Source organism: Acidovorax sp. Root217 (assembly GCF_001428645.1).
GTDB lineage: Bacteria > Pseudomonadota > Gammaproteobacteria > Burkholderiales > Burkholderiaceae_C > Acidovorax.
Window position 1 is genome coordinate 1 of sequence record NZ_LMIH01000022.1, and the last position, 670, is coordinate 670.

Annotated in this window: 1 protein-coding gene; it reads left to right on the forward strand. The window is 66.0% G+C overall.

Translation table 11 applies throughout. The annotated features are described in order from the left end of the window. A partial coding sequence (locus tag ASE31_RS32120; protein WP_200961139.1) for a hypothetical protein occupies positions 1-670 on the forward strand: 670 nt, incomplete at both ends.

A 670-nucleotide genomic window follows, 5' to 3' on the forward strand; every position in this document is an offset into this window, starting at 1 on the left:
CGCCCCGAGCATCCTCTCGTCCACCTACGATGCCGCCACCGGCATCCTCTCGGTCTCGGCCGTGAACATCGTCGGTGGCGACACCATCGATGTGAGCAAGCTCAGCGTCACGGGCCAGGCCGGCAGCTACACGCTGACTACCGCCAACGTCACGGCCAGCAGCTCCACGGCCTTCGCGGTCACGCTGAACGCCGCCGACAAGCTGGCCATCAACGGCATCCTGAACACCAACGGCACCTCTGCCGTGGACACCACGGTGTTCAATCTGGCCGCTGCGGCCAGTTGGGATGCGACCACCACCTCGGGTGCAGACCTCACGGGCAATGCGGTCACCGTCTCCAACGTGGCCGCCCCCACCGTCACCTCAGCCACCTACGACGGCACCACCAACACCCTGGTGGTCACCGGCACCGGCCTGGTCAAGACCATCGGCGCCACCAACGACGTCACGGTGTCCACCCTGACCATCACTGGCGAAGGCGGTGCCACGCGCACCCTGTCCACCTCCGGCAATGTGGAGGTCACCTCGGCCACCAGCTTCACCGTCACCCTCACGGGCGCAGACATCGCCGGCGTCGCCTCGTTGCTCAACAAGAACGGGACTTCTTCGGCCAGCAGCGCCACCACCTACAACATCGCTGCTGCCGATGACTGGAACAGCGTCATCACC